19 protein-coding genes and 1 tRNA gene are annotated in these 26,160 nt (G+C 53.5%); 10 read left to right on the forward strand and 10 right to left on the reverse strand.

What is annotated here, in order from left to right; translation table 11 throughout:
- Positions 1-31: 31 nt before the first annotated feature.
- Positions 32-2,203, reverse strand: coding sequence for a DNA topoisomerase 3 (locus tag K5L82_RS03995; protein WP_223133248.1), 2,172 nt, complete (start codon positions 2,201-2,203; stop codon positions 32-34).
- Between the two features lie 120 nt (positions 2,204-2,323).
- On the opposite strand from K5L82_RS03995, the gene K5L82_RS04000 reads away from it, so the two are divergent.
- Positions 2,324-2,680: a BolA family protein gene (locus K5L82_RS04000; protein ID WP_133005098.1), complete on the forward strand. Its 357-nt coding sequence runs from the start codon at positions 2,324-2,326 to the stop codon at positions 2,678-2,680.
- Positions 2,677-3,300: an L-threonylcarbamoyladenylate synthase gene (locus K5L82_RS04005; RefSeq protein WP_223133249.1), complete on the forward strand. Its 624-nt coding sequence runs from the start codon at positions 2,677-2,679 to the stop codon at positions 3,298-3,300. The genes K5L82_RS04000 and K5L82_RS04005 overlap by 4 nt, the downstream gene beginning before the upstream one ends.
- Positions 3,301-3,334: 34 nt before the next feature.
- Here K5L82_RS04005 and K5L82_RS04010 read toward each other — a convergent pair whose 3' ends face one another.
- Positions 3,335-3,997 carry a hypothetical protein gene (locus K5L82_RS04010; protein WP_223133250.1) on the reverse strand — a complete coding sequence of 221 codons (663 nt, stop codon included), beginning with the start codon at positions 3,995-3,997 and terminating at the stop codon, positions 3,335-3,337.
- Between the two features lie 253 nt (positions 3,998-4,250).
- On the opposite strand from K5L82_RS04010, the gene K5L82_RS04015 reads away from it, so the two are divergent.
- A complete protein-coding gene (locus tag K5L82_RS04015; RefSeq protein WP_223133251.1) occupies positions 4,251-5,867 on the forward strand; it encodes a methyl-accepting chemotaxis protein in 1,617 nt (538 codons plus the stop codon).
- Positions 5,868-5,883: 16 nt separating this feature from the next.
- Here the strand turns inward: K5L82_RS04015 and K5L82_RS04020 are convergent, their stop codons facing one another.
- Complete coding sequence (locus tag K5L82_RS04020) at positions 5,884-6,531, reverse strand: MBL fold metallo-hydrolase (RefSeq protein WP_223133252.1); 648 nt, start codon at positions 6,529-6,531, stop codon at positions 5,884-5,886.
- 171 nt (positions 6,532-6,702) lie between these two features.
- Between K5L82_RS04020 and K5L82_RS04025 the strand changes: the two genes are divergently transcribed.
- Genes K5L82_RS04025 through K5L82_RS04040 form a run of 4 tightly spaced genes read left to right on the forward strand, consistent with a single transcriptional unit; the run spans position 6,703 to position 12,669 of the window.
- Complete coding sequence (locus K5L82_RS04025; RefSeq protein WP_223133253.1) at positions 6,703-9,642, forward strand: hypothetical protein; 2,940 nt, start codon at positions 6,703-6,705, stop codon at positions 9,640-9,642.
- Complete coding sequence (locus tag K5L82_RS04030; protein WP_223133254.1) at positions 9,635-11,071, forward strand: hypothetical protein; 1,437 nt, start codon at positions 9,635-9,637, stop codon at positions 11,069-11,071. The genes K5L82_RS04025 and K5L82_RS04030 overlap by 8 nt, the downstream gene beginning before the upstream one ends.
- A complete protein-coding gene (locus K5L82_RS04035; RefSeq protein ID WP_223133255.1) occupies positions 11,064-11,669 on the forward strand; it encodes a condensin complex protein MksE in 606 nt (201 codons plus the stop codon). The genes K5L82_RS04030 and K5L82_RS04035 overlap by 8 nt, the downstream gene beginning before the upstream one ends.
- Positions 11,656-12,669: a hypothetical protein gene (locus K5L82_RS04040; protein WP_223133256.1), complete on the forward strand. Its 1,014-nt coding sequence runs from the start codon at positions 11,656-11,658 to the stop codon at positions 12,667-12,669. The genes K5L82_RS04035 and K5L82_RS04040 overlap by 14 nt, the downstream gene beginning before the upstream one ends.
- Here K5L82_RS04040 and K5L82_RS04045 read toward each other — a convergent pair.
- The 4 genes from K5L82_RS04045 to K5L82_RS04060 form a co-directional block, all read right to left on the reverse strand.
- A complete protein-coding gene (locus K5L82_RS04045) occupies positions 12,656-13,624 on the reverse strand; it encodes an asparaginase (protein ID WP_223133257.1) in 969 nt (322 codons plus the stop codon). The genes K5L82_RS04040 and K5L82_RS04045 overlap by 14 nt on opposite strands.
- Before the next feature lie 73 nt (positions 13,625-13,697).
- Positions 13,698-13,774 (reverse strand) — tRNA-Arg (locus K5L82_RS04050).
- A 42-nt stretch (positions 13,775-13,816) separates the two neighbouring features.
- Positions 13,817-16,654, reverse strand: coding sequence for an insulinase family protein (locus K5L82_RS04055; protein ID WP_223133258.1), 2,838 nt, complete (start codon positions 16,652-16,654; stop codon positions 13,817-13,819).
- Between the two features lie 35 nt (positions 16,655-16,689).
- A complete protein-coding gene (locus K5L82_RS04060; protein ID WP_133005130.1) occupies positions 16,690-16,989 on the reverse strand; it encodes a hypothetical protein in 300 nt (99 codons plus the stop codon).
- Positions 16,990-17,378: 389 nt separating this feature from the next.
- Between K5L82_RS04060 and K5L82_RS04065 the strand changes: the two genes are divergently transcribed.
- Positions 17,379-19,364, forward strand: coding sequence for an SDR family oxidoreductase (locus tag K5L82_RS04065; protein WP_223133259.1), 1,986 nt, complete (start codon positions 17,379-17,381; stop codon positions 19,362-19,364).
- 73 nt (positions 19,365-19,437) lie between these two features.
- Here the strand turns inward: K5L82_RS04065 and rnt are convergent, their stop codons facing one another.
- Together rnt and pyrC are read right to left on the reverse strand one after the other, a co-directional pair.
- Complete coding sequence (gene rnt, locus K5L82_RS04070; protein ID WP_114333941.1) at positions 19,438-20,094, reverse strand: ribonuclease T; 657 nt, start codon at positions 20,092-20,094, stop codon at positions 19,438-19,440.
- A gap of 37 nt (positions 20,095-20,131) precedes the next feature.
- Complete coding sequence (gene pyrC, locus K5L82_RS04075) at positions 20,132-21,163, reverse strand: dihydroorotase (RefSeq protein WP_223133260.1); 1,032 nt, start codon at positions 21,161-21,163, stop codon at positions 20,132-20,134.
- Positions 21,164-21,318: 155 nt separating this feature from the next.
- On the opposite strand from pyrC, the gene K5L82_RS04080 reads away from it, so the two are divergent.
- Positions 21,319-22,245, forward strand: coding sequence for a flagellar protein MotY (locus tag K5L82_RS04080; RefSeq protein WP_223133261.1), 927 nt, complete (start codon positions 21,319-21,321; stop codon positions 22,243-22,245).
- A gap of 12 nt (positions 22,246-22,257) precedes the next feature.
- Here K5L82_RS04080 and K5L82_RS04085 read toward each other — a convergent pair whose 3' ends face one another.
- Positions 22,258-23,184 (reverse strand): histone deacetylase family protein, encoded by a 927-nt coding sequence (locus K5L82_RS04085; protein ID WP_223133262.1) that lies wholly within the window; start codon positions 23,182-23,184, stop codon positions 22,258-22,260.
- Positions 23,185-23,403: 219 nt separating this feature from the next.
- On the opposite strand from K5L82_RS04085, the gene K5L82_RS04090 reads away from it, so the two are divergent.
- A complete protein-coding gene (locus K5L82_RS04090) occupies positions 23,404-26,148 on the forward strand; it encodes a GNAT family N-acetyltransferase (RefSeq protein WP_133005135.1) in 2,745 nt (914 codons plus the stop codon).
- The last annotated feature ends 12 nt before the right edge of the window (positions 26,149-26,160 follow it).

The following is a 26,160-nucleotide window of genomic DNA, read 5'->3' on the forward strand; positions in this document are numbered from 1 at the left end:
ACGCCAATTATCCCAGAAAAAGTGCCGTGTTTCAGTGACGATATGTACTATTCCGTAACACTAAAGCGGGTTTACCATTGTCGTCATTAACTGTTTGTCGGCACGCTGGGAAATTACTGCAGCCCCAGAACCAACCTTTTTTGCTTTGGCGGCGCACCAATGGTGAAAAACAGTGCGGGCAAGGCACCGGTTTTTGGCTGGTCCCATCCTGAGGCTGGCTGTCTTCCATAGGGCGCGTGCCCGTGCATTTTGGGTAACGGGTGCAGGCGTAGAATGGCCCGAATTTACCCTCTCTCTGCACCATCGGCGTTCGGCACTTGGGGCAATGGATGCTTGCCTCGCCCTGTGGTCCGCCTTTAGGTACTTCCAGCTGGTGAATAAAGCCCCGTATTTCATTCTTCAGGGTTTCAAGGAACGCTCGGGGATCGTCTTCGCCTCGGCGAATGCCTTCCAGCGTGGCTTCCCATACCGCTGTTCGGTCTGGTGTGCGGGCGGAGTCCGGTAAGGCGGCAATCAGTGCTTTGCCTTTCTCGGTGGCACGAATGAACCGCTTTTCCCGCAGCAAATAATCTCGCTTGAATAACGTATCAATGATCGCAGCCCGAGTTGCTTCGGTGCCTAGACCATCGGTTTCTCTCAAGGTCTTGCGCAGCTCTGCATTCGCCACAAATCGTGCAATGTTAGTCATTGCAGAAAGCAGCGTGGCATCGGTGAAGTGCTGGGGAGGCTGAGTCTTTCGCTCTTTCACCTCGGCCTGTCGGCAGATGGTTGGCTCGTCATGTTCGAGCCGCGGTAGCGGAGGCTTCTGGGGCTCACTGGCTTTATCTTTGAGCTTCAACTCCAGCGCTTTCCAGCCCGGGCTGAACAACGCTGTTTCCGTAGCGCGGAATTTGTGCTCCTGCACTTGCACCGTGAGCTTGCCTTCTCGGTGGACGGCATCCTCACTGAACTGCATCAAGTAGTAGCGGCTGACCAGACCGTAGATTTTCTGTTCTGACGGAGTGAGTTTACCGTTCGGCGAGGGCCGAACGGTGGGAATAATGGCATGGTGTGCATCGACTTTTTTGTCGTTCCAGGCTGCTGACCGGCGGCTGCTGTCGAGTCGTTCCGTATGGGGTGCCAAATCGGGTGCGGCCCGGCCGATGGCCCTTATCACTTGTTCGCGCTGATTAAAGTGCTCTTCGGGCAGGTAGCGTGAGTCTGAACGCGGATAGGTAATAAGCTGATGGCGTTCGTAAAGGTTCTGGGCTGTATCCAGCACCTCTTTCGCCCCCATGCGGAACAATCGGCCGGCTTCAATTTGTAGGGCCGAGAGTGACAGGGGCAGCGGTGGGGGCTCTGGTCGGTCCCGGAAGCGCGATTCCACAATTCGTCCGGGCCGACCGTCTACGGCGTTGGCTATGTCGTTCGCGATATCACGATTGAGCAATCGGCCCTCTTCGTCCAGGTGGTCCTGGAATTGGCCGTCCGGCAGCCAGCGCCCGGTAAACGGGCGTGGATCTGATTCCTCCTCCGCTGCTTGAAACACACCTTCAATTCGAAACCAGGGTTTGGGCTCGAAGTTTTCGATGGTGTTGTCTCGATCGACCACCAAGCCTAGAACCGGTGTTTGCACACGGCCAACCGAATAGACGCCTTGCTCGCCTTGTTGCTGATAGGTGAGCGTGTAAAACCGCGTGAGGTTGATGCCGTAAAGCCAGTCCGCTCTTTGTCGGGCTAAGGCGGAGTGAGACAGGCTCCGGAATGCGGTGTTTTCTTTCGGGTTGGCAATGGCCCGAGCGACTGCATTGGGGGTCAGGTCGTTTATCAGTACACGTTTGACCGGTACCTTTGAACCCACAAAGCGAATGACCTCGTCTACCAGCAACTGACCTTCCCGGTCCGGGTCGCCGGCGTGAGTGATCAGCTTGGCGTTACGGATGAGCGATTCGAGAACCTTAAATTGCTGCTTAACGCTGTCCTTCGGGGTCAGCTGCCATTGATCCGGAACCAGCGGCAAATCTTCCAGACGCCAGCGTTTCCAAGCAGGGTTGTAGTTGGCTGGTTCTGCCGGCTCAAGCAAATGGCCAATGCACCAACTAACGGTGACCGAATGATGCCCTTCGCCACAGCGAATCCACCCCTGGCCTTTTTGGTAAGGGCCGGGTAAGGCGGCCGCAATGGCTCGTGCCAAACTGGGTTTTTCAGCTATATACAGGTGCATGGTATACGGGTTCTATAAATGGCTCCGGAATGTGGCCCTTTCGCTCCTTGGTGTCAAGGCTCTGGGCTGGCACGCTTTGTGTAGTAGACTGGGGTTATATTGATGGGAGGGTAAGTGACTATGCAAGTTCAGAATGCCATTGAAACTAAGCTTGCCGATGCATTCGAAGTGCAGCATCTGATGGTGGAAAATGAAAGCCACATGCATTCGGTACCGCCGAATTCCGAAACGCATTTTAAAGTGACCTTGGTTTCTGGCGCGTTTAACGGGACGATGAAAGTAAAGCGTCACCAGTTGATTTATAAAGTGTTGGCCGACGAGCTTGCCGGGCCAGTACATGCCTTGGCGTTGCATTTGTACACGCCAGAGGAGTGGGCGAAAACCGGGCAGGCAACACCTGATTCGCCAAATTGTATGGGCGGTTCCAAAGGCGATGCCTCGATGGCCGCTAAGTTGAAACAGGGAGTTAATTCATGAGCCAGTTTTTTCAAATTCATCCCGAGAATCCGCAAAAGCGTTTGATCAAGCAGGCAGTGGACATCATCCGTAACGGCGGTGTGATTGTGTACCCAACCGACTCCGGCTATGCGCTGGGTTGTCATCTGGGGGATAAACAAGCCGCCGATCGGATCAAGCGTATTCGCAAGCTGGACGACAAGCACAACTTCACTCTGGTGTGCCGTGATCTCTCTGATATAGGCGTGTACGCCAAAGTCGATAACACTCAGTATCGGCTCCTGAAAACATTCACCCCGGGGGCTTACACCTTTATTTTGGATGCCACCAGTGAAGTGCCTCGCCGTTTATTGCATCCCAAGCGTCGTACCATAGGCGTTCGTGTTCCAGACAACGCCATTGTGCGAGAGCTTTTGGGTGAATTGGGCGAACCGATCATGAGCAGCACGTTAATTTTGCCGGATGAAATCGAGCCCATGACGGACCCCGAAGAAATTCGTGATGCTTTGGAGAAGGAGCTGGATTTGATCATCGATGGCGGGTTCTGCGGTATGGAAGCCACAACTGTGGTGAACTTCACCGGAGATGTACCCGAAGTGACTCGGGTCGGCAAAGGCGACCCGGCACCGTTTGAGGGATAATGTTCTAAGGTGTGCTTGTACGCCCGGCTTGAGATCAGGCCCGGGCGTTCAAGTTAAATGCATAGCGCTGTGAGTCACCCGCGGGCACGGATTGATTGGCGCTGGTGTTTCGGCGAAGGCTGTCATACCGATGGAGTACATCCTGCAGGCCGTTAAATTGCTGGTTTTCACTCACCAGTGCGCTTAGCAATGAGTTGCGAACGCCATAAGCCTGATTCAGCTTCAAAGCGTTATCCATGAAATGCAACGTCGGCTCGCTGACGCTCAGGCGACTGAAGGCGTCTGTAAAATCCCGATTGTTGTTTAAATCCTGCTCTATTTTTCCGCGAATCTCGTCGGGTACCTTTCCTTCAACAACTGTGTTTCCGTCTTCGCCTTTGCTGACGTTTAGGGCAGTAGCGGGATGTAAGTTGTACTCGGCAAGTTTGTGCCGCAACGTGTCTCGGATGTAGGAAAGATCCTGCGCTACGGTTTGCTTATATTGATTCAACGGTATTTTTTGTACCTTTACGTCGGCAGGATCCAGTGCCTTTTGCTCCGACGGCGTGAAACGGTCACCGTCTGGGCTGCCGGTAGCTTGGGGCTTCGGAGTTTCAGTCGTCACACCATCGTCGGTCTTACCCGAGGGAGCCTGGCGGGTGTCCATGGTTTGCTGAAAGCGAGTGCTGGCTTGGATCAATGATGTCAGCAACGACATGGTGTGTTTCCTCCTGGGTGGCAAAATTCTGCCGGATTTCCGATGCCTGAGTGAGCTATTAGGTAAGCAGCAGTTTTCATGCCAGATAGTGCGGATTTGGTTTTAAGAAAAGTCTTTCTTTGTAAGGAAGCTATTTAATCATCCGATTGAATGACCTAAGTCACTAAAAATCAGAGTAGAACCTATAAAGTTATGGCTCGACCTGCCGTCATATCCTGTATCCCATCTTTTGATGATTCGCCGCCGGAGACACATGAAAAAACACTATTCCATTCGTTTTCTATTGCTAGCTGCATTGGCAACGGCATTCTCCGTGATATTGGTATTCACGGTGCTTTTTAGCGCCCAATCTCAGCGTGCGCATCTAGAAGAATACAGTCAAAAATACGTCGAAGGCTTAGCGAAATCGTACTTTGATGGCCTTAATACCATGATGCTGACAGGTACTATTGGTAATCGGGACATGTTACGTGACAAAGCGATAGCGTCTGACGAGGTTCTGGATGTTCGGGTTATTCGCAGCGATCAGTTGAATGCCATGTTTGGTGCTGGCAGTGCGTCGGAGCGGAAACGCGAACCACTGGATAGACGCGCTTTAACGGGTGAACGCGTGGAACAGTTTTCCAGTAATGAGAAGGGTCGAGTGTATACCTTGGTTGAGCCGGTCATTGCCCGATCAGATTACCAGGGTGTGAATTGCCATAGCTGCCATCAGAGCCAGGAAGGTGATGTTCTGGGCGCTATTCGGGTGGATTACTCACTGGCTAAAAGTGATGCACGACTTCAGACGCAGCTACTCTTCGGTGGTGGAGTGCAAGTCGCTATTTTGCTGGCGATCTTCATACTGACCGCTCTAGTGTTGGGCCGGTTGGTCTTCTCGCGTTTGCGTCGATTGCACGACAGCATGGATGAAATCTCCCGCAATTCCGATTTGACGGTTGAACTCGAAGTTTCTCGCAACGATGAAATCGGTTCTGTTTCCCGCGCCTTCAATCGTATGATGGCCAAGATTCGCGAGAGTATGCACACCGTCATGGAAAATGCGGCCGAAGTGGAATCCGCAGCGCGCTCTATCTCTGCAAAAGCTGAAACCACGGAACACGAGGTACTTGCTCAGAAAGACAATACCGATCAGGTTGCCAATGCTACGACCGAGATGGCGGCATCGGCTGTGCAGGTTCGAGAGAACGCGGCGGATACCGCGCGAAAGTCGGCAGATACGGCTGCATCGGCAGAGGCGGGCGAGCAGTTAGCCCGTAACGCCGTTCAGGGCATTGAACTGCTCAACGCCGAAGTGCAGAACGGAGCAGGGCGTATTGAGCAGCTTGATCAGCGCACCAGTGAAATGGCATCACGCTTGGCGCTCATTTCTGAAATTGCTGATCAGACCAACCTACTTGCTCTAAACGCGGCGATTGAAGCAGCTCGAGCGGGTGAGCAAGGGCGTGGCTTTTCTGTTGTGGCAGATGAAGTTCGTGCACTGGCCTCTCGTACTCAGGATGCCACGGAAGACATTCGCAAAACCATTGATGGCCTGAAACAGGAAGTTGTGGATTGCGTGGGAACGATGCGCCATGCCTCAGAGCTGGCACAGAATCAGGTAGACGCCATTCTTAAAGTTGAACGTGAGTTGCAGGGCATTGCTGCTGCAGTGAGGGAAATCACTGGCTTGAACGAGCAGATGGAAAACGCGTCTTACGAACAGAGCTCCGTCTCGGAGTCGATCAACCAAAACGTCATCGAAATCAGCCGTTCAGCTGAGCAAACCTCCAGTGATGCGCAAGACACCGCCCGCATTGCCGGGGACCTTCTGGAAATGGCGGAAACCTTGCGCAAAACCGTGGAACAATTCCGTTTAACCCGGCTATGATCTAGCCGGGGGGGAATTACCCCCGGTGGTCAGATACGAACGGGTTGGTGGCTTTTTCATGGCCAAATGTCGACATCGGTCCGTGGCCCGAGATGAAGGTAATGCTGTCGCCCAGCGGGAAGAGCTTTTCACGGATAGATCGGATTAGCGTGCCGTGGTCACCTTTCGGAAAGTCGGTTCGGCCGATGGACCCGTTAAACAGAACATCACCTACCAGCGCCAGGTCAGAATCCCGGTGATAGAATACGACATGGCCTGGTGTGTGGCCCGGGCAGTGCAGGACTTCCAAGGTCTGGTTGCCTACGGTTGCCGAGTCACCATCTTCCAGCCAGCGGTCGGGAGTGAATACCTCTGGGGTTGCAAACCCGAACATCTGGGCTTGCATGGGTAGCCCCTGAATCCAGAAGTTGTCTTCTTTATGTGGCCCAACAATGGGAATGTCGGCGGTTCGGGCCAGCTCGGCTGTGCCGCCTGCATGGTCAATGTGAGCGTGGGTCAGTAAAATTTTCTCAACCGTGACGCCTTCGGCTTCAATGGCTGCCTGAATACGGTCAAGATCCCCACCGGGGTCAACCACGGCCGCTTTCATGGTGTCTTCGCACCAGATCAGTGTGCAGTTTTGTTCGAAAGGCGTTACCGGCACAATTCGGTACTTAAGGGACATAATCGGCCTCAACTTGTATGGTTGGCAGTATGGTAATGGTATTTGGCCGCAGGCTCGAGTTTTCAAGCTGGTTTACAAAAGCCGTCTTGCTCGCGGAAGATTTGGGGTTTGTTGGTTTGGCTCGGGCGTTTCGCGGTCCGGGTAACTTTAAGGAACAGGAGATGATTCTGGATGACTGATTCACAGACGAGTCCTAGCGCGTTCACCTTTGGCGTTCGCCGCTTGGTGTTGGTGGATTCGGCCGGCTTCTGTTACGTGGAGATTCCCGTGACTCATCACGGCCTAATTTTGGGGCCGGGGAACCTAGGTAAGTCCAGTTTGTTGAATTCTCTGCGTTTGTTCCTGTTGCCTGAAAATAACTTCAAGAACAGCCGGAAGAAGTTTGCTTTCCGGAACGCCAGCGCCGGTAGCTTCTACAGTAACGAAGAAAGCTATCAACATTATTTTCCCAGCAAATACAGTTTTCTGATCATGGAAGCTGAAAACCCTGCGGGCACCCATTGCCAGATTTTGTATCGCGATAATAGCAGCCAGTTGAGCTACGGCCGTGCGTTTGTGCCGGTGTCTTATGAGCAGTTACGGCCACTATTCTGGAATGGTGATGACCCAGAAGGTATTGGGCAGGCGGTTCCGGAATTATCCTTTAGCCGGCTATCCGAATCTCTGAAAAAGCTGTCGAAAGACACTCGTTTTGTGAGTGATCCGGCTCGGTTGAAATCGATGCTGTATAGCAGCGAGCTGATGAACGCAGACGCTGTTCGCTACTCCGTGCTGCCCTTGGGCGAGTCGGATGAACGGAAGGTGCAATCACTGCGTACCTTGATTTTGCTGCTGTTTGAAATGAAGGCGGATGATCGTGCCATGGCCAACGCAGTGGCCAGTATTGTCGAGGCCGATAAGAAGTTTTCGGACGATGCCTTTGATTTCAATATCGATGAGTTCCTGAATCATCATGACCACCTTAAACAGCAGCAAAATCAGCTCAATCGGATTGAAAAAGAACGCCCGCGCTTTGAAAAACTGAACGGTGCCTATCAGAAGTATCAAGCGCTGTTGCGAAGCCAGCACGACTTTGCGGCTTTCCGGGAAGGACTCACCGCTGCACTGGAGCAAGTAGGCGCACAGCGACGAACCGAGGTTGAAGTCTATAACGAACAGAATGAAATCCTGAAGCATGTTGTACAAACCCTGAAAAAGCTGGAGCAGGAAGCCAGTAGTTTCAAAGGGGAAGTGCGTGCAGCAGAACGAAACTTGAACCGTGCTGTGCAGGACAAGCACAATGGTGAGTTGCTGGTGGCTCAATACGGTTCCATGACGCTGCAGGAAATTGATGAAGTCTTAAAAGACGACCGGGAAAACAAACAGAGCCACCTGAACGCTTTGAAAAGCGCCGCTCAGGCAGAAATACGCCTAGCGAAGATCGATGCTCAGAAGCGTGATTTGGAAAGTAAATTGGTGGCGCTGGCGGAACGGGAGAGCAAGCAGCAGTGGCAACTGCAGAACCAACTGGATGAAGCTGTCGCTGCGCCCCTGCGTGCCGTGAATTTGAAACTGATGATGGCCAGCCCCGGGCAAACATTGGATGCGGAAAGTAAGGCCGTCATCGAAGCGTTTGCAAACTTGTTCACGCCCAATAACAGAGGGTATGACTGGTACGATATCGAATACCCGGGGCAACCGGCCAGGCAAGAAAACTATGCGGAACAGCGCCGGCTTTTGGAAGGTGAGCTGAACGGCTTAGAGAAAGAGCGTGGGGAATTGGCAGACACCACGGGCAACGAACAAGATCGCCCCAGGTTGATTGAACGCACGGAAAAAGAAATTCGTGCCATCGATAAAGACCTGGATACTCTGGCCCGTTACCCTGCGGCTGAAACCACTCTGCGAGATGCGACCGAGGAGCGTAAAGCTGCGGAAGAGGGGTTGGCCAAGCTGGACGAACAAGCCCGGCTGGAGCAGGAAAAGATGGAAGCCGTTCAGCAAAAGGTTGCCAAGGCCCGGGCTGACAAAGAGCGCATCGAAGAGCGGGAGCGGGAGCTGGCGCAATTGAGCCGCAGTGTTGGCACCGCAGAACATCGATTCCAGCACCTGAAAACGGTTCAGGCTGAACAGGCGCTGGCGGTGGAAAAGGTTTCCGTGGCGGCCTTTGATGACCTGCAAAACCGACTGGATGAGCTGGACACCCTGCGCCGGAACATTCTCGATCACTTGCGCCAGTTTGTGTATGTGGGCGTTTACGAAGACACTGCCGGTGAGCTGCAAAAAGACAGCCCGTCTTCGGCGGTTATCCGTGACACATTCAAAGGTCTCTCAGATCTGTTTGCTGCGTTGACTGAGCGCTGGCGAGTGCTGAACGAACAGATCTCGGTTCACAACGAAACTGTGGCCAGCTACGTGCAGGCGCTGACCTCCAATCACGAATTTATCAGCCGCTTTGAAGCTCAGCTCAACCGTGAGCTGGAAGGGGTGCAGATCAACGATCTGGTGGAAATTCGGGTGGATATTCACACTGACCCGAAATTCCGCAATCTGGTGGAAGAAGCCAACAACATCGATCCCTATGGCAATCAGCTCCAGTCCGAAGCCTTCTATGATCGTCTACGGGTGTTTGTGGCGGACTTCTTTGGAGAGCATGGTAGCAAACGCCTGACCATGGATAAGGTGATCACCGGGATCTCCTATCGAACTCGTAAAGAAAACGCTACCAGCTTGGATAAAAAAGGCCAGTCGACCTCTACGACAGCGCTGATTAATCTGGAGCTGGTGTACCGTTTGCTCAAGCGAGTGCTGTACCCAGGTGTGAAACTGTCGTTCCCGCTGGTTCTGGACGAACTGGCCAGTGTGGACGTCAGTCAGATGCCTGGGTTGCTTGATCGGTTGAGTCAGCAGGGTTTTAACTTGTTTTCTGCGGCCACCCACAGTGCCAGTGCTGAAGTGATTTATCTGATTGGACGCCACCTGGAAGTGGGCCAGATGCGTACGTCGCGTCCTTATAGCCCGCAACGCACATTGGTGTTCTGGGGCGGTGCCGAAGGCTTCACCGGTGGCGAGCCGGTGAGTCATTGGGCGGACCATACTCAGAACAGTTTGTTGGAGCTGGCGGATGAGTAAGCGTTTCAGCACGCTGGATACGACGCGGCTGTTGTTCGATCACCCCAAAATTCTGTTTCGATTGATCGAACGAATGGATCGGTACGAAGCCCGTTACGTGCGTGAGAGTGATCTGGTGGCTGAGGTAATGGAGTACTCGCGCAGCTTGTCCGGCGCCGATCGCGATCGCGTGCGATTGGCCATGAACACGGAAAATCTGTTCCGCTCCGGACTGGTAATCGACATCATCAAAGCAGACGGCGAACGGCGACTGGTGTTTCAGGATGCGCTGATCAATCTGATGCGAGCCTGCAATGCTTCGCTGTATCAAGAGTTGACCGATGCACGCCTGCGAGGCCATTTGGTGACCTTGCGGGATGTTCGAAACCGGCTGGAAATCAGCAGTTTTAGTGAAGCCGACCCGGATTTCACCGAATTGAGGGATGACCTCAACGAGCGAGTCAGCCAGCTGATCGGCCTGTTACGCCAGAATGTGCTGCGTATGCAGACCATCAGCGCCCAGTTTGCGGAGTTGTCCGGTGACGCCAGCCGAGCCCCGGAGAAGTTTCTGGAATTCCGGCAGAACCTGCTGGAGCAGATCGTTACCCTCTATGAACGTCACATCAAGCCTACGCTGGTGTTTCTGAATCCGGATACTCGCCTGCCCGATGGCAGCAATTTGTTTGAAACTCTGGATGCGATGGTTCGCCTTCTGGAAAACCACGGCGATCACGGCCTGGCGGACCAGCTGTTTCGTTCGTCTCTCAGTCTTAATGCGCTCTACAAACCGATTCAAAGCGTTGCGCACGAGGTAGAGCATTTCCTGCGCAAAACCCGCAAGGGCATGGTGCAGTACAACGCTATGGAGCATTTCTACGGCAAGCTTCGGGACCTTAAGGGAGAGACCGAAACCCTGAGCTTGCGCCGGAAGTGGCTGGAAGGCGGTGACTTCGCCCGAAGCACGGGTTTTCTGGTGGGGCTGCGGGCACAGCAGCGCCCGAAGCATTATGCTTTCGGCAATTCGTCCAGCTATTACCAGTTACTGTTCAGCGAACTGGATTTGCGCCTGGCGGATCTGCGCCGCAAAGCGGAAGTGCCCGTGTTGCAGGAAGTGGCCGGGGCTGGCCGTTCGGCCCGCGTGGATATGCAGCGCATCAATCAGCTCTACCAATGGCTCGAAACTCTGACGCTTCGGCCAACCAATGATCTGGTGCGAGAGCTTCATGGCCGTTTGGAAGGGTTTCTTCCTGGGTATCGATTCCAAGATTTGTTGGCTGCTCTCAATCGCATGGTGAACACTCCGCCAGGTGGTTATCAAGTAGTGACTACCAATCGTTTCCGCACATTGGAAACCTCGCTGGAAACAGAGAAAACGAGTGAGCCTGCCATTGAGCAGTTCGTGTACCGAAAGCGCCGATTGGAACCACAAGTAGAGAGCAATCATGACTGACTTAAACAGCCCGCAACCGGATCAACCCACCAGCAGCTTCGATGAGATTTTGCCGGCGCATAGCACCGCTTTATACCGGGAGTTTCAGGCGGGCCGTGTCATTGTTCGGGAGTTATGGGACAGCAACCGTTCCGAATTGGTGGCGAACCCTTTGTATAACCTGCTGTACAACCAACTGTCACATTTCCGGACTTTCTACGAACATCTGGGATGCGAGCTGGTGTTTAACGATGAAGGCTCCTTTTTCTTCCTAAAGGAAAGCAGCGACGATGAAATCGAAGAACACGATGAAAATGCTTTTCGGGTGCAGGTAGTGCTTCTGCTGATAGGTCGTTACTTTGCTCGAAGTGGCCGTGATCTCGAGTATCTGGCGCGCCCTGAGGCGGGGCTCGGGGAGCAGGATCTGGAGCAGATAACCGCGGATGAAGAATACCTCGAAATTCTGCGTGCGGCGCGATTTGAGAAAGGGTTGCCAGACGCTTTGGATTATCTCGGTAAGCGTAATTTGATGTTCCGCAGTGGAGCAAACCGATATTTCTTGAGCTCGGCCGGGATGCACTTTCTGGAAGCGTTGGTCGGGGAATATGAACAAGCTTAAGCTTGTTTGGCCTGCGGCACTGGCTTTGCTGATTGCGGCCCTGATTGCTGTCTTTGCCAAGTCCATGATGGTTGAAGAGCGGTTAGTTTCTATTGCTGCCCACGATCAGTTAGGACACCATCCCGAATTACTCGAGCAGCCGCTGCCGATACAAGCGCTGCTGCTCGATTACCAAACAGATTCCCTGCTGTGGCTAAAAACACTATCCGCCCTGCATGTGTACCCCGAGCACACGCCCATGCTGCTTGAGTTTTTTGGTGAAGAGCCCGAGTTCAGGCGGGCATTGAGGGCGCAGGGTGAAAACCTCATTCCGCCGGTTATTCACTTCTATCGAAACCCCGTGACCACCATTGAAGTATTGAACCGTATAACCGGTGGAGAGGCATCGTTGAGCCCTGAGCAGCGTGCCTGGTACGCAGTGAACTTTGCCAATAAAGAAGGCGACGACTTCACTGGCCAGTTTCGTGTGGCACCGGATGGTAGCATTGAATGGATCTGGACCGACCGAATCACCGAAGGAATTACTCAGTTCTTCACTAGCGGCATTCGCACGTTGGAAACCCGATATCGAACCGATCAGGAGATCCGGGCCAGCGATTTGGGGTGGGCGGCCGTAGACGCGGTGATCATTGGCAGCGCAGTGAAGTTCCTCAAAGCGGGCAGGGTGGCGGCGAACACGGCTCGCACCGCGTCTGTGTCAACACGAACAGCCAGCTATTCCGCTCGGCTGGCGCGTGCCGGACAAATAGCTTCTGTCGTAGTAAGCAACGCCAAATGGCCTGCGCTGATAGCACTGGCCTATGTAACGGTGAACCACCCTGCCATCCTCAATGACCTGTTCGCCGGAGCTGCAGCGGTTTTGGGGGTTCCTGCATGGGCAGTGCAACTGCCGGGTTGGTTTCTTGTTCTTTTTCCCTTGCTCGTCGGGGTAAGTTGGCTGGCCAGAATGGTGCATAGAATGTTTGCTCCACGCGACATCAGGGGCGTCAGGCAAAAATAGATTGCTCGATAGGCGTGTTCCCGGATAGGGCGCACATCAACCTGAGGCGCGCCTTCCGAGCATTCAAGTGAATCGCCTTCAGAACGCCCAGAGAAACCTGTTCCTCCAGCGAGCCCGGGTACTCATAAACTTCTGCAATACGCCCCCAATGGGTTGAAGATGCGACTACTACCGGTATTCCAGCATTGATGGCCTTGCGTAAGGGCTCCATCCAGCTGGGCGGAATATGGCCCCGACCGATAGCATCAAGTACCAGACCTTGTGCGCCACTGGCCACCGAGGCTTCAAGCAATGCTGGCGAGGCATCGATCGCGACCGGTAAAATATCAACTCGGGGCAATTGCTCGCCCGGAACAATCGTGGACGAGCGGAGTTGTTTATGATGAAGGCGCACTTCATCGCCGTCGACGAAGCCCAGAGGGCCAAGGCCCGGCGAACCAAAGCCGTTTAGCTGATAGCTGCTGACTTTGCGTACAGATGCTGCCGCATGGATTTCTTCATTGAATACAACAAGTGTGCCTGTTCCACGGGCTGCGGTGTTGCCAGCTACTTTTATGGCATCGCGTAGGTTGGGGCCCGCATCGGAACCGGGTGCATAAGGCACCCGCTGGGCACCGGTAACCACCAATGCAGTGTCGGTCAGCGCCAGAGTGGTATCCAAAAAATAAGCCGTATCTTCCAGAGTATCAGTTCCTTGCGAAACAACTAATCCAGCAACCTCTGGGCGCTCTGCCAGCTCCAAACACAGGGTTCTGAGCTGCAACAGATCGGCGGTGGTAAGGGCGTTGCTGGGTTTTTGGAAGAGTGTAATAACTTCAACCGGGCCATCACTCTCGATCTTGAGCGTCTCCATTAACTCTTTGCCTGAAAGAGCGCCAGCAATGGCACGCCCGGAGCTGTCAGGAAGACTGGCAATAGTGCCGCCCAGAGAAATGAGTACGACGGTATTTTTCATGCGACATCCTATAGTTGATTGCTGGGTCAGCTGGTGGCGTCGAAGAACTATCAGGGGATCATAACAAGTGGGATGGTACCCCCGGCAGGACTCGAACCTGCTACCTTCCCCTTAGGAGGGGGACGCTCTATCCAGATGAGCTACGGAGGCATTTCAGAAGAGGCGGTATAATAACGGGCATCAGCCCGTGGCTCAAGGGGCCACAGGCTGACGCTTAAGCAGCTGGTTCAGAATTGCTTGCTGATTGGTTTCTCCTTTTGCCGTCACCACCTTAAACGCTCGTTGCCTTTCAATGATGGCCTCTTCAAAGGTGCTGGCCAGCTCATCCAGTGAAACCTCCCGAATCGCTGCCGCAAGCTTTTCGCGGCTATTGAATTCGTTGTTTTCCCGGTCAATCTCTTGCCAGTACCGGCCAGAAACATCACCCAGCTGCCGGTCGCGGGCCATCATTTTGCTGATAACGGCTTGTTTTTCACGGTTCAGCTGCTCGGGAGACAGCTCGGCGAGCCTATCTTTAAAACGTTCAGCAAACTCGGTGACGGCATCGTCTACCTCAACGCCACTGGCTTCCGGGGACTGAACAATCAGCCCAAGGGCGGGGGTTTCCAGAATTTCGAAGGCGGTGGCGTACACAATGTAGCCGAGTTGTTTGGTGGTTCTTATCTCTTCGTAGAACGGGCTGCTGATGATCTGGGCCAGCAGCCGGTAGCGGGCGCGTTCTTCGTACGATCTGTCTTTGCCTTGTAAGTACAAGGTATACCCCGTGTCTGGGTGCTCTACGTTGAGAATCGCTTCGGTTTCGCCTGAAGGCAACTGCCTGACTCGGGAGCGTTGTACGTCTACCTGTTCACTGTTTCGAAGCACAACCGCTTGTACCTGATTGGCCAGGTTTAGAGCGGTCGCTTCGGTCAGGTTGCCGTGCGCCAGCATCACCGGGTCCATGGCTTTGGTGAACTCTGAACCAAACTGCATCAGTTCGTCGAGCGTGATGGCTTTAGCGGCCGCGAGTTTCTCGCTTACTGGGTGCGTGCCGTTCAACAAAGCGGTTTGAATAAACTCGGAGGTTTGCTGAACCGGGCGGTTTTTCGATTTGTTCTCAAGGTCATCGATCAACCGCTGGCGGGCAATGCGAAAACGTTGCTCGGTGATCATCGGGTCGGCAAACTCCAACAGAATACGATTCAGCAACTCGTGAAGTTTGTCGTTGTATCCGCCCACCCGAATGGTCACACCGCGTAGGTGAGGGTACACGCTGTAATTTAGGCCAGCGAGCTGCGCGGAATAGGCCCAGGCATTGAGATTGGTTTTGATGGCATCGACCAACAGTTGGGTTAGCACCGTATTGCGAGCGGACGCGCGAGCAATGGGGCTGCGCAGGCTGATGAAGACGTTGGCTTTGGGCGTGTTGAACCGGGTGTCCCGGGCGTACCACACCTGCATGCCGTCAGAGCCGCGGAGTAATGTAGGGTGAGGCACGCTATTGCCGGCAACCATATCCAGGTTTTCGGGCACGAGCGGGTTGGCGGGCGGCAAAGCCAGCTGATCAGCCAACGTTGGATTGACCGCTTTTGGCGTCTTTAAGGGCTCTTGCTTCCAAGGCGTTTCATACCACTTGGTCAGTTCGGGATCTTGCAGGTTTTGATCGGGCGCAGACACCATGACCGCCACATTGTCGGGTGTCAGGCGACCCAGGATTGCTTGGTACTGCTTGGGTGCATAACGCTCCATTAAATAGGGGGCGCTCAAAATCTCGTTTGCCGGATAGTCTCGGAGCAGGCTGGACAAGCGCATGGCTTCACGTACCGGTTCGCCGCGTTCATGAAAGCGGAAATCGATCAGCGCCAATTGCTTCATCTCGTCGAAACGTTCGTGGCTGATGCCGTTTGTTTTGATTGAGTCGATGTAGCGGAAGACAAGAGCCAGAATGTCATCTTGCTGTTTAAGACCTTCACGGGTAAGTGACATGTTGATGTTAAACGTTGCGTGGCTGCCGGTGTCCATGCCCAATCCGGCCGAGAGGGTTTCTACCAAGCCGGCGCTCTTGAGTACATCGAACAAGCTGCCAGGACCTTCGTGGCCTAACAGGCTGGCTACATACGAGGCTGGTTTTGTAGCGTAGTTGACCCGTTGTGACGGGATTGGAAATGCGAGTGACAAGCTTCGGCTGTCTTTGAGGGTTTCGGCGAGAATACGTTTCGGCAACTTTTCCGGGCTGTACAAGGGCTCAGGGTGCTTGATTACTTCCAGGTTGCGGTTCGCTATGGCGCTGAAGCGCTGCTTCACCATGCGTTCAAGCTCAGCCAGAGACTGCGGCCCGTAAACGGCCAGAGACATTACGTCAGCCGAATAATTTTGTTCCCAAAACCGGACAAGGTCAGGGCGTAGCGGGTTAGCATCGGTGTTCTCGAGCGTGGTCAGGTTGCCCACAGCGAATTTGCTGAAGGCGTGATCCGGATTGCCGGCTGCTTTCCTGACCGACAGCAGGCGTCGTCCGTCTTCTTTCAGTTTGGCGCTGAATTCGGAATGAACCGCGTTACGTTCACGGTCTACCAGTTCGGCCGTAAAGAGCGGATGTGAAAACTGCTGGGCAAAACGATCCAGTGCGGCTTCCAGGAATTCACTTTCAACATCGAAAAAATAGTTGGTGTTTTCGAATGCGGTGAATGCATTGTGGCTTCCGCCGTGACTGCGAATAAATTGCTGATACTCGCCTGCATCTGGGTACTTTTCTGTGCCCAGAAATAACATGTGTTCAAGGAAATGGGCCATGCCTTCGCGGTCGCTGGGATCGTTGCCACTTCCGACCGCTACGTTAAGAGAGGCCGCGGCTTTATCCGCCTCGGTATCCGACACCAAGATGATGCGCAGGCCGTTCTCCAATTCCAGATATCGATAGCTATTGGGATCATTGGGGCTTTTGCGGGGCTCGGTTTCCGCATGGGAGTACGGGCTAGGAATTAAACTCGCGAGTAAAAGCAACAATGGCGGCAATCGATACAAGCGTCGGAGCAGGGGGCGTTTAACGGTCATGGGGCCTCATCGAATCGGTGTTCGTTTGTTATGGCTTAGTGAACTTGGCCGGAATTGCTGCTGTCGGGCTTTTGGGACAGGGTTTTCTTGGCCAGGTCAGAAGCTTGGTCTGCATCGAGCTCTCCGGACGCGATGCGCTCTAGCACGGTCGCCATGATGGCAACAGATTGACGGTAGTCCGCGAATTCTTTCTGAAATGCTTTGTCGATAGCTTTATAAACGGCTTCGATTTTTTCTTCTCTTGAACCTTTGTCGGCAGCGGTATCGTTGATCGCCTTCAAACAGGCACGGGCAATGGCGATGTAGCGTTCGGTGTTTGGGTTGTCTTTCGGCATGGCTGCTTTAGTAAACCTTGGAATGATTGGGTGACTGTTAAAGACGCCGAGAGGCGCCGGAAGTTCCCGATTATCGCATTGCCAGCGGCTGGTTGCATTTCTCTGCCGTAATTTACGATATTCGGGCCATCAGTGTTGAAATCCTGTGCTAGTCTCAAGTTCAGTGTGTCGAATAATGGGGCATGATATCGGTTGGCTTTCTGCTAGAGATAGAGTAAATGCTCTAATAAAAACAAGGGGTTAAAGAGCAAAAGCTCTAATAAAGTTCGATACATGTAAGCTGCAATTAAGTAGAATGCGTGCGTTCCATAACCGGACTACGACTTTGGTCGTAGTGGTGTGGTGTGGCGATATGACAACAAATAAGTAACACGTAGGACGGATCTTCTATGAATTATTTCCTTACAGGTGGCACCGGTTTTATCGGTCGTTTTTTGGTGGAAAAACTGTTGGCCCGGGGTGGTACGGTGCATGTTCTGGTGAGGGAACGGTCCCAGAGCAAGCTGGAAGAACTCCGCGAGCGGCTGGGTGTGGACGATAACCGAATCAAGGCGGTGGTTGGCGACCTGACCAGCAACAGTTTAGGGATCGATAATGCTGCCATGAAAGCCTTGGAAGGAAAGGTTGATCATTTCTTCCACCTTGCTGCTGTGTATGACATGGGGGCAGACGAAGAAGCTCAGGCAGCGACCAATATTGAAGGTACTCGCGCCGCGGTGCAGGCCGCTGAAGCGATGGGGGCTAAACATTTCCACCACGTGTCCTCTATTGCAGCGGCTGGTTTGTTTAAAGGCATTTTCCGTGAGGATATGTTCGAAGAAGCGGAAAAGCTCGACCACCCTTATCTGCGGACCAAACATGAATCCGAGAAGGTGGTGCGCGAAGAATGCAAAGTACCGTTCCGCATTTATCGCCCGGGCATGGTGATCGGCCATTCTGAAACAGGCGAAATGGATAAGATTGACGGGCCTTACTACTTCTTCAAGATGATCCAGAAGATCCGCCATGCGTTACCCCAGTGGGTGCCGACCATTGGTCTGGAAGGCGGCCGACTTAACATTGTGCCGGTGGACTTCGTGGTTAATGCCATGGATCACATCGCGCATTTGGATGGCGAAGACGGCAACTGTTTCCACTTGGTGGATTCGGATCCTTACAAAGTTGGTGAGATTCTTAATATCTTCTCAGAAGCTGGTCATGCACCTCGCATGGGCATGCGTATTGACTCCCGGATGTTTGGTTTTATCCCGCCGTTCATTCGTCAGAGTGTGAAAAACTTGCCGCCGGTAAAGCGCATCACCGGCGCGCTTTTGGATGACTTGGGCATTCCGGCGTCAGTGATGTCCTTTATTAATTATCCGACCCGCTTTGATACCCGTGAGCTTGAACGCGTGCTGAAAGGCACCGATATTGAGGTTCCGCGTTTGCCGAGCTACGCGGCCGTCATCTGGGATTTCTGGGAGCGTAATCTTGATCCCGATCTGTTCAAAGATCGAACCCTGCAAGGTACGGTCGAAGGCAAGGTTTGCGTGGTAACGGGTGCAACCTCCGGTATCGGCCTGGCGACAGCTGAAAAACTGGCGGAAGCCGGTGCGATCCTGGTCATCGGTGCCCGCACCAAAGAAACATTGGATGAAGTTGCTGCACAGCTTGAAGCCAAAGGTGGCAATATTCACGCTTACCAATGTGACTTCTCCGATATGGAAGATTGCGACCGGTTCGTCAAAACAGTTCTGGACAACCACGGACATGTGGATGTGCTGGTTAACAACGCTGGTCGTTCCATCCGCCGCTCCTTGTCATTGGCGTTCGACCGTTTCCACGATTTCGAGCGCACCATGCAGCTGAATTACTTTGGCTCAGTGCGTTTGATCATGGGGTTTGCGCCAGCCATGTTGGAGCGTCGTGGTGGTCACGTGGTGAACATTTCATCCATCGGTGTGCTGACTAACGCGCCTCGGTTCTCTGCGTATGTAGCCTCTAAGTCGGCGCTGGATGCGTTCAGTCGTTGTGCGGCCGCAGAATGGTCCGATCGCAACGTAACGTTTACCACCATCAACATGCCGTTGGTGAAAACGCCGATGATTGCCCCGACCAAAATTTACGATTCTGTGCCTACGCTGACGCCAGAAGAAGCCGCAGACATGGTGGCTGATGCCATTGTGCATCGTCCGAAGCGCATTGCGACTCGTTTGGGCGTGTTTGCTTCGGTACTGCACTCACTGGCACCAAAGGTAGGTGAAATTGTCATGAACACGGGTTATCGGATGTTCCCGGATTCAGCCTCGGCTGCGGGCACCAAGACAACCGAGAAACCGAAGGTGTCTACTGAGCAGGTTGCGTTTGCGGCCATCATGCGCGGTATTCACTGGTAAGGCGAAACGCAGTGCAACAAAAAACCCGCCTTGTGCGGGTTTTTTTGTTGGCTTGAAATAGCGTCTTCCAAGATTATTCGTCGCTGCTTGGCACCGGGGGTGGCGGAAAGCCTCCCAATTCCTGCCAGCGGTTCACTATGCCACAAAACAGGTCCGCAGTTTTCTCGGCATCATAGGCAGCGGAGTGCGCTTCTTTGTTATCGAACGGAATCCCGGCTAGCTTACATGCTTGCGCCAGCACCGTATGGCCATAGGCCAGTCCGGCAAGTGTGGCGGTATCAAATGTAGAAAACGGATGGAAAGGGTTGCGTTTGATGTCCGCGCGCATGGCGGCGGCAAACACAAAGTTGTGGTCGAAGGTGGCGTTGTGGCCAACTAACACAGCCCGTTTGCAGTCGAACGCTTTGACCGCTTTGCGGATCGGTGAAAAGATCTCGCTCATGCCTTCGCGCTCGGGAACCGCTTCGCGCTCGGGATCCCAGGGGTCGATGCCGGTGAAGTCCAATGCGGACTGCTCAAGGTTAGCGCCTTCGAACGGATCGATTTGCTGAAGATGGGTTTCGCCACGGTGTAGTTTGCCGTCTTCATCCATAGTGAGCATCACAGCTGCGATTTCCAGCAAAGCGTCTCTTTCCGGGTTGAAGCCGGCTGTTTCAACATCCACTACGACCGGCAGGAAGCCACGGAAACGCTGGGACATAGGGTGAAGCGGTTTGTTTTCGTCAGACACGCGAACTCCAATGTTCGTGTTGTAAATTAAAAGATGATCAAGCCATACGCCAGTGAACGGTTTCACCGGCTTTTAGTGGCACGATGGTTTCATCTGCCAGCGGCAGTTGCTCAGGCATGGTCCAAGGATCGCGAACCAGAGTAATGGTGTCGGTGTTCCTCGGTAAGCCGTAGAAGTCGGCACCGTTGAAGCTGGCAAAAGCTTCCAGCTTGTCCAGTATGCCTAGTTCTTCGAAGATTTCAGCATACAACCCAATGGCGCCGTAAGCAGAGTAGCAACCGGCACAGCCGCATGCGGCCTCCTTTTTGTCACGGGCATGGGGTGCTGAGTCGGTGCCCAAGAAGAATCTTGGATCGCCACTGGCCACCGCTTCTCGTAGGGCTTCCTGGTGCTTGTTGCGCTTGAGGATGGGCAAGCAGTACAAGTGCGGTCGAATGCCGCCAACCAACATGTGATTGCGGTTATACATCAAGTGCTGCGGGGTCAGTGTCGCAGCAAGGTTGCCGCCGGTATGACGGCGCACAAACCCGGCCGAATCTGCGGTGGTGATGTGTTCGAGTACCACTTTCAGGGTCGGAAAGGCTTCCAGCGTAGGTGCCAGAACGCGATCCAAAAATACCTTTTCCCGATCGAAAATGTCGATATCAGCATCGGTAACTTCGCCGTGAACCAGCAACAGCATGCCGCATTCGACCATAGCTTCCAGTACGGGGTAGATATTGCGGATATCAGTAACACCCGATGCAGAATTCGTCGTTGCGCCAGCGGGGTAGAGCTTCGCGGCCACAACACCCGCAGCTTTGGCTTCGCGGATGGTTTCTGGCGATGTGCTTTCGGTCAGGTAGAGCACCATCAACGGTTCAAAGTTTGTACCCTTTGCGGCCGTCAGAATGCGCTCCCGATAAGCGGTAGCGGCGGCTGCATCGGTTACCGGTGGTACCAGGTTCGGCATAATGATGGCGCGACCGAAACAAGCGGCGGTCGCCGGTACAACACTGTTTAATACCTCGCCATCTCGAACGTGCAAATGCCAGTCGTCTGGGCGGGTGATGATCAGTTGTTTGCTCATGAAGTATTCGCCAAGCAGCTCTTAAAAATTTTGCGAATTATATCAGAAGGCCGCCTGGAATGTTTTCGATCTGAATGTGTTTCTGGGGCTCAAGTATTGTTCAAGCTGGCCGATAAGCAATAAGCGATTGAGTTAACGTGTGTTGGGGCGTTTCTATGAAGAAGTTTAAGCGCAGGTCTACAGCAGAGGGCGTGGCAGCCATTGCGAGCATGTTTCTGGTGTGGACGTTTACTTCCCCGACTGCGGCATCCAGTTATGGCGCGGGTATCGAGAACAGTCGTTGGTACCTTTCAGAATCGGTCTTTGAGTGCTCTTTGGTACAGGAAGTGCCAGGGTTCGGGCGAGCGGTCTTCAGCCATCGAGCCGGAGAAGATTTGGCGTTCTATCTTGAGTCCACGGTCGCACTGATGAAGCCGGGCAAGGGGCAGCTTGTGGTGGAGGCACCTGTCTGGCGGCCTGGCGTTGCGCCAAGACCGGTAGGCGCTGTCAGTGTTTCGGATGACAAACGCGCTGTTAGCGTGGGTGCCAAAGAGGCGAGCATCATGGCTCAGGGGTTGTTGCAGGGAATGCAGCCAACGCTGACCCGAACCTCCCGTTATGATCAAGGCTCGGTGCGAGTCTCACTTTCGAATGTGAATTTTTCTGCGCCTTATTCGGGCTACATGCAGTGTGTCTCGGGCCTGTTGCCGGTGAATTTTGACCAGATTCGTCGCTCCCGCGTTCCCTTTGCCAGCGGAGGGGCAAAACTCTCTGAAGCAGATCAAACACTGTTGGACAACATCGTGACATACGTGATGGCGGATTCTACTGTCGAGCGCATCTTGGTGGATGGCCACTCAGACAGCGTAGGCAGCAGAATCGACAATCGCGCCCTTTCAGAAGATCGAGCGAACGTGGTTGCGGAGTATTTGAAAGCTCAAGGTCTTAATGAAGAGCTGCTGATTGTTCGCAGTCATGGCGATCAGTTTCCGGTATCGCGTCGCCAGCGAGATAACCGCCGAGTCACCATCCGTCTGCAACGACAGGGAGAACGCCCTGAATTTCAGCAGGCAAGCGGAAGCCGTGAGAACGTCTCAGGTTAAGCCTCGAGTCGTTTAATAGACTGCGTCCAGTACCTCCAGGTGAGCAACCACACTTTCACCGAGAGCCCTCAGGTGATAGCCGCCTTCCAGCGTTGAGATAACCCGATCGTTGGCATGGTCATGGGCAACACTGACGATCATTTCGGTTAGCCAGCGATAATCCTCTGTTTCCAGATTTGTTTCCGCCATTGGATCAAGTCTGTGGCCGTCAAAGCCTGCGGATACCAACACCAATTGCGGCCGGAAATCCTGGAGTTTTTTCAGCCAGCTCGCTTCCACCCGTTTGCGGTATTCTGCGGAAGAGCAATTTGCCTCAATCGGCGCATTGATGATGTTGTCGGGCTGGCGGTGCACATGACTGTGAGGGTAAAGCGGATGCTGAAAGCTTGAACACATCATAATGCGCTCGTCACCGCTGACGATGTCTACGGTCCCATTCCCTTGGTGAACATCGAAGTCGATAATGGCAACCCGCTCGAGCTGATGAAAATTCAGTGCACGTAACGCAGCTAAAGCAATGTTGTTGTAGAAACAAAAGCCCATGGATTTGGTGCGTTCGGCATGGTGCCCTGGAGGTCTTGCGCAAACAAACGCATTGGTGACCTGACTGCTCATAACCATATCAACGGCTTGAATGTTCCCGCCGGCGGCTAATCTGGCGGCTCTCAAGGTGTCGGGCATCAATGACGTGTCTGGGTCAGTAAACACTCGGCCCCGCGTGGGTGCCATTAAGTCCAGTTGTTGCAGGTATGACTCGGGGTGAACCATCAGCAACTGGTCACGAGTGATCTCTTCGGGCCGCACCCAATCGAGGTTTTGCTGAAGTTCGGTGTCAGCAATGTGCGCCAGAATGCTTGTAATACGTTCCGGGCTTTCCGGGTGCTCCGGGCCCATGTTGTGTTTCAGGCAATCATCGTGAGAAAAAAATGCGGTGGTCATGCTGAGAGTCTAAGCCTGAGTCCGGTTGCTATTGTGGTCATGTTAACAAGGATACTAGGTCGATGTGGGCTACTTTCGTCTAATAAGCGGCGGCTGACCGACAAGATCGTGGATTTACATCAGGAAATACCGATCTAAGATAAGGTATACATTGATAAGTAGTCTGTTTTATTGAGATTCTTATCTACGTCGCCACCGCTTGGATCAGGGAGAGTTCTCTTGAGTACCCGTTATTTGGAAAGTTTGTTCAATCCCGACTCCATCGCTGTCATCGGTGCCTCCGAGCGGTCAGATAATTTGGGTGGCATGGTTTTGCGGAACATGCTGGGTGGCGGTTTCCCTGGTCGTATGGTGGTGGTTAACCAGAACGATTATGACAACGTTCACGGTGTTCTTTGTGTTGCGAAAGTGTCGCAACTGGATTTCACGCCTGATCTTGCCATCGTCTGTACCCCGCCCGATACCGTTCCAAAGATGATTCGTAAGCTCGGCGAAAGTGGCGTACGAACCGCCATCGTGATGACCGGTGGTATGTCTCGTACACACAGTAAAACCGGTCAGCCTTTGATGTATTCGGTGCGTGATGCGGCAAGAGAAACCGGCATTCGGGTATTGGGGCCAAACACCATTGGTCTGATGGTGCCGGCCCGGCAACTGAACGCAACGTATGCACACATGGGGGCTATCCCCGGGCGTGTGGCGTTTATCGGCCAATCGGGCACCATCGCAAGTTCGGTTTTGGACTGGGCCTTCGCTCGGGGGGTGGGCTTCTCCTACTTCTTGACGTTAGGTGATGGCATGGATATCGATCACGACGATTTGATTGATTATCTTGCTCAGGACAGCCAAACCCGAGCCATCTTGTTACATATGGAGAACATCCCCAATCCTCGCCGGTTTATGTCGGCCGTCCGGGTTGCATCGAGAACGAAGCCGGTGATTGCGGTTAAATCCGGGCGTGTGCCGGAATCGGAATGGATTTCTCATGGACTTCCCGCCGGAGTCTCTCACAGCGATCCGATATACGATGCAATGTTGCAGCGGAGCGGTGTGTTGCGAGTGGATGGATTAGGGCAGATGTTTGATGCCTTGGAAACCCTGACCCGCATGCGTCCCTTAAGGCGGGAATCCTTGGCGATTATCGCCAACGGTGTAGGCCCCGGAGTGTTGGCGGTTGACCGGTTATCCCATTTGGGTGGGGAGTTAGCCGAGTTGTCGGATACAACCGTTGAAGAGTTAGGGAAGCTGTTGCCGCCTTACTGGACGCGCAAAAACCCCATTGATTTGAACTACGACGCGTCCCCCGAGTTGTATGGGAAAGCGGTTAAAATATTGGCCAAAGACCCAAACATTGCGAATGTTCTGGTGATGTACGCACCAACGTTGGTTCAAGACAGTCTCCAGATTGCCGATGCCGTTGTGCAGGCATCCAAGGGAACCCGGCTGAATATTTTCACCTGTTGGCTGGGGCAAAGTACGGTGATGGACTCTCGTGAGGAGTTTTATCGGGCTGGCTTACCGTCGTTCTTCAACCCGGAAAAAGCCGTTACCGCGTTCATGCAGCACGTGAAGCATCAAAGGGTTCAGCGGCTTTTGAGTGAAACGCCAGAGTCGTTCACTGACCACTTTGCAGATAGGGCAAACACGCGTTCTCTCGTCGCCAAAGCACTTCGTGATGGCCGCAAGCATTTGTCCAGCCGTGAAGCTCGGCAGGTGATCCGGGATTACGGGATCGACGCCATCGAAACCGTGTATTGCGATGATGTTGAAGAAGTTCTGGAAATGTTTGCGGTCGAACGTCGGCCTATTGACCTGACGATTGTGCATGAACAGGTCTGTTACCCCTTCCTCGACCTGACTCCCTCGCAGCGCCGCTATAAAGGCACGATCAAAAATCTCAATAGCGAACAGGCGATTATCGATGGTTGTCGGTTCCTGATTGAAGAGTACAAGGAGCATTTCCCCGATAGTGGCTTTTTGGGCTTTGGCACGCAGCACTCTTACCAGCATATCGGTGGTATTGAGTTCAGCGTGGGCATCACACGGGACGAGGTGTTTGGCCCTTTGGTAGTTTGCGGTGCCGCGGGCGCTCAGATCAACATCACAACCGACCGCCAGATTGCGTTGCCGCCCTTGAATATGGTGCTGGCCCGCGAGCTGTTGCGCCGGACCTATATGTACAAACTACTCAAAGAGCACAGCTTGCATCCTCAGGAAGACATACGGGCGGTGTCCGAAACATTGGTGAAGCTATCTCAAATCGTCATCGACATTCCAGAAATTCGCGGGTTGGAAATCTCACCACTGCTGTTCAATGATCAGGGTGCCATAGCCGTCAGTATCGCAGTCGATCTGGATGAAAAACCAAGCCGACCCATTATTCAGGCCTATCCGAGAGAGCTTGAAGAATGGATCGTAATGCCCAAGTCCGGGCGACGAGTCATTATTCGTGCGGTTTTGGCGGAGGATGAGCCGGCGCATCGAGCCTTTCATGAATACCAATCACCGGAATCAATTCGGTACCGATTCTTCCAGTATCGCAAGCACTTCTCTCGTGAAGACGTTGCCCAGATGGTGCAAATCGATTACGACCGGGAGATGGTGTTCATTGCGAACGCCAAAAAAGAAAACGGTGAGGGAGAGGAAACGCTCGGAACGGTTCGAGTATGGACCGATGCCGATAATCTTCGCAGTGAATTCGCGGTTATGGTTGATGATCGAATGAAGGGCGAGGGATTGGGCGTTGCGTTGATGCAGAAAATGATCGAATACTGCCGAAGTCGAGGAACCATGGAGATGGTGGGTGACGTGTTGCCCGAAAACCGACCGATGCTACAGCTTGCCGAACATCTTGGGTTCGATATTAAATTCAACCCTACGGAAGAGGTGATGGATCTTCGGCTGGTGTTGAATGAACCAGAAAAAGACTGGCAGAAAGAACGATTGAAAAAGCGGGGGAGCTAATCCCCGCCGCTT

Source organism: Marinobacter sp. AL4B (genome assembly GCF_019916045.1).
In the GTDB taxonomy this organism is placed as follows: domain Bacteria; phylum Pseudomonadota; class Gammaproteobacteria; order Pseudomonadales; family Oleiphilaceae; genus Marinobacter.

Coding starts and splice junctions, on each gene's coding strand:
- K5L82_RS03995 (WP_223133248.1), bottom strand. CDS start 2,203: ATGCACCTGTATATAGCTGAAAAACCCAGTTTGGCACGAGCCATTGCG.
- K5L82_RS04000 (WP_133005098.1), top strand. CDS start 2,324: ATGCAAGTTCAGAATGCCATTGAAACTAAGCTTGCCGATGCATTCGAA.
- K5L82_RS04005 (WP_223133249.1), top strand. CDS start 2,677: ATGAGCCAGTTTTTTCAAATTCATCCCGAGAATCCGCAAAAGCGTTTG.
- K5L82_RS04010 (WP_223133250.1), bottom strand. CDS start 3,997: ATGTCGTTGCTGACATCATTGATCCAAGCCAGCACTCGCTTTCAGCAA.
- K5L82_RS04015 (WP_223133251.1), top strand. CDS start 4,251: ATGAAAAAACACTATTCCATTCGTTTTCTATTGCTAGCTGCATTGGCA.
- K5L82_RS04020 (WP_223133252.1), bottom strand. CDS start 6,531: ATGTCCCTTAAGTACCGAATTGTGCCGGTAACGCCTTTCGAACAAAAC.
- K5L82_RS04025 (WP_223133253.1), top strand. CDS start 6,703: ATGACTGATTCACAGACGAGTCCTAGCGCGTTCACCTTTGGCGTTCGC.
- K5L82_RS04030 (WP_223133254.1), top strand. CDS start 9,635: ATGAGTAAGCGTTTCAGCACGCTGGATACGACGCGGCTGTTGTTCGAT.
- K5L82_RS04035 (WP_223133255.1), top strand. CDS start 11,064: ATGACTGACTTAAACAGCCCGCAACCGGATCAACCCACCAGCAGCTTC.
- K5L82_RS04040 (WP_223133256.1), top strand. CDS start 11,656: ATGAACAAGCTTAAGCTTGTTTGGCCTGCGGCACTGGCTTTGCTGATT.
- K5L82_RS04045 (WP_223133257.1), bottom strand. CDS start 13,624: ATGAAAAATACCGTCGTACTCATTTCTCTGGGCGGCACTATTGCCAGT.
- K5L82_RS04055 (WP_223133258.1), bottom strand. CDS start 16,654: ATGACCGTTAAACGCCCCCTGCTCCGACGCTTGTATCGATTGCCGCCA.
- K5L82_RS04060 (WP_133005130.1), bottom strand. CDS start 16,989: ATGCCGAAAGACAACCCAAACACCGAACGCTACATCGCCATTGCCCGT.
- K5L82_RS04065 (WP_223133259.1), top strand. CDS start 17,379: ATGAATTATTTCCTTACAGGTGGCACCGGTTTTATCGGTCGTTTTTTG.
- pyrC (WP_223133260.1), bottom strand. CDS start 21,163: ATGAGCAAACAACTGATCATCACCCGCCCAGACGACTGGCATTTGCAC.
- K5L82_RS04080 (WP_223133261.1), top strand. CDS start 21,319: ATGAAGAAGTTTAAGCGCAGGTCTACAGCAGAGGGCGTGGCAGCCATT.
- K5L82_RS04085 (WP_223133262.1), bottom strand. CDS start 23,184: ATGACCACCGCATTTTTTTCTCACGATGATTGCCTGAAACACAACATG.